Source organism: Pseudomonas sp. P5_A12 (assembly GCF_056400685.1).
On the sequence record NZ_JBFUKU010000484.1, the window covers coordinates 1 to 2,477 of the forward strand.

General features: G+C 57.4%; 4 protein-coding genes. 3 read left to right on the forward strand and 1 reads right to left on the reverse strand.

What is annotated here, in order from left to right:
• Positions 1 to 783, reverse strand: a 783-nt coding sequence (locus tag AC1DSG_RS30200) for a LysR substrate-binding domain-containing protein (RefSeq protein ID WP_477794143.1), incomplete at its 3' end; no start/stop codon positions are given.
• Between the two features lie 105 nt (positions 784 to 888).
• On the opposite strand from AC1DSG_RS30200, the gene AC1DSG_RS30205 reads away from it, so the two are divergent.
• The 3 genes from AC1DSG_RS30205 to AC1DSG_RS30215 all read left to right on the forward strand — a co-directional run.
• Positions 889 to 1,551 carry an RraA family protein gene (locus AC1DSG_RS30205; protein ID WP_477794144.1) on the forward strand — a complete coding sequence of 221 codons (663 nt, stop codon included), beginning with the start codon at positions 889 to 891 and terminating at the stop codon, positions 1,549 to 1,551.
• Entirely contained in the window at positions 1,548 to 2,210 is a 663-nt protein-coding gene (locus tag AC1DSG_RS30210) for an RraA family protein (protein ID WP_477794145.1), read from the forward strand. The genes AC1DSG_RS30205 and AC1DSG_RS30210 overlap by 4 nt, the downstream gene beginning before the upstream one ends.
• Positions 2,210 to 2,477, forward strand: a 268-nt coding sequence (locus tag AC1DSG_RS30215) for an RraA family protein (protein WP_477794146.1), incomplete at its 3' end; no start/stop codon positions are given. The genes AC1DSG_RS30210 and AC1DSG_RS30215, both read left to right, overlap by 1 nt.

The following is a 2,477-nucleotide window of genomic DNA, read 5'->3' on the forward strand; positions in this document are numbered from 1 at the left end:
AAATACGACATTGTTGGGCGCCAGTTTTTTTAGTGACGCCGGTACCAATGCGATGCCTTGGCCATAGCTGACAAAGGCAATCTGCGAAGCGACTGAACGCACTTCATGCAACACGCGAGGGGAAAACCCGCTGGCTCGGCAGGTGGCGATCAGATTGTCGAAATACACTGGGCTGACCTTTCGGGCAAACATCACCAAAGGCTCGTTGGACAAACTGGATAGGCTGATTCGCGTGCGTGAAGCTAAGGCATGATCGCTCGGTAAGGCCACCACCAGGCGATCTTCCAGAAGCGGTAGTGAATCGACCGACCCGCCGAGATCACCGTCCAGTCGGGCGAATGCCAGGTCGATGTCTCCGGCTTCAAGTGCTGGAACAGCCTCGACGCTGTCGATTTCCCGCACGGATACCGTCAAGTGCGGGTAATCGTTTTTCAATTGCTCGATCAGGCCCGGTAAAACGTCGAACATCGCTGTGGATATTGCGCCAATAGTCAACATCCCCGACTGGCCCGCCACTGCTTCTTCCACCGCCAACTCCAACCGCTCGAGTTGCTCAGCGAATTTGCGCACCGCAGGCAAAATTGCCGCACCCACGGGAGTTAGTTTCGCTCCACGTCGAGATCGCTCGAATAGCGTGACCTTCAGCGCTTGCTCCAGCACCTGAATCTGTTCGCTGAGCGGGGGTTGAGACATGCCAAGGCGCTTGGCAGCACGCCCGAAGTTCTGCTCTTCGGCAACGGCCAGGAAGAGCCAGAGGTGACGGATCAGACGGAAATTGATCATGATTAATCCATAGGTTTAACGTATCTGAAACTTCTGTGATTAGTAATATACCTATCAAATGGTCTAACCGACACTGGACGCCTCCGTCACTAAAGGGGCTCACCCATGACCAAAATGCTGGATCGCTTGGCGACACTGGATACCAATACGGTGTCCGACGCTCTCGACTTCCTCGGCCTGCCAGGCGCCACCGTCGGGCTGCGTCCGCTGTGGAACTGCCCGAAGATCGTTGGTCGCGCCAGTACCGTTCTCCTCGCACCTAAATCTGACAACTCCCCCACTGTGCATCTGATTACACCCGTGGTTGAACAGATCGACACCGACGATCGTGTACTGGTGATTGCTGGGGGTATCGAAGGCATCTCCTGTTGGGGCGACATTCTCGCCAACGCGTCGGCGTGTAAACAGGTACGCGGCACGGTCATCGACGGTTTCAGTCGTGACATCGAAGGCAGCGAATCGATTGGCTACCCGGTTTTTGGCCGTGGGGTCACCATGATCAGCGCGCGCAACCGAGTGGTTCAGATTGACTCCGCCGTGACGATCAACGTCGCCGGCGTCCAGGTCAGTGAAGACGACTACGTCATCGCCGATAAATGCGGAACCGTGTTCGTGCCCCAAGCTTACATCGAGAAGGTTGTAGATCTTGGCGAGCGTATTGCCCGCCGCCAGGACGGCATGGTTGAAGCTGTTCGCAGCGGACGCTCAGTGGCCGAAGTCATGCATGACACCCAGTTCGAAGCTATTCACGTGGAGCGCTCCCGATGAACATCAATGATCAAGAACTGATTGCCCTGTTCGAGGGGCTCGACACGCCTGGGGTCTCTGATGCCATGGACAAGCTTGGCCTACCGGGTCAATGCCTCGGTATAGCGCCGCTCGACAACTACCGCAAGGTCATCGTCGGCCCAGCGTTCACCGTGCAGTACGTCTCGGCGAGCGTGCCACCCGGCACCGTAGGAGACTTTATCGAAGACGTAGCCGTAGGCGATGTGGTGGTTATCGACAATGGCGGCCGCACTGACTGCACGGTCTGGGGTGACATCATGACCCAGTACGCCGGTAGCCGAAAAATCGCCGCCACGGTCATCGATGGTGTGTGCCGTGACGTTAGCAAAGCTCTGGGCGACGGCTATCCGATTTTTAGCAAGGGCCGTTTCATGCGTACAGGTAAAGACCGAGTACAGGTTCAGTCGGTCAACCAGCCGGTGTCGATCGGCACAGCACGGGTCTGCGCCCGAGACATTGTTGTTGCTGACGCCAATGGCGTGGTGATAGTGCCGCGCGACCGGGCCGCTGAAGTGGCCGCCTGTGCCCGCCAAATCGAAGCTGTTGAAGCCGACATTCGCACGATGATTGGTCAAGGAAAAACCCTTAAAGAAGCCCGCGACGCGCTGGGCTACCACGGCCTGCAGAGGAAAATCTGATGACTACGCTCACCCTCCCCTTGAATTTCCACGAACGGGCAAAAGTGTTGGGCAGCTCAACACTGTATGAAGCCTCACATCTCCCATGCGCGGTGGACAGTGCAATTCGCCCAGTCTGGGACGGTGCCTTTATCGCCGCACCGGCCTACCCGCTGGAGTGTTCACCAGGTGACAATCTCTCTTTGCACCTGGCGATGGAGCGCGTACCTCGTGGCAGCGTGCTGGTCGTCGGCACCGGTAATTTTATTGCCGGCTACTGGGGCGAAG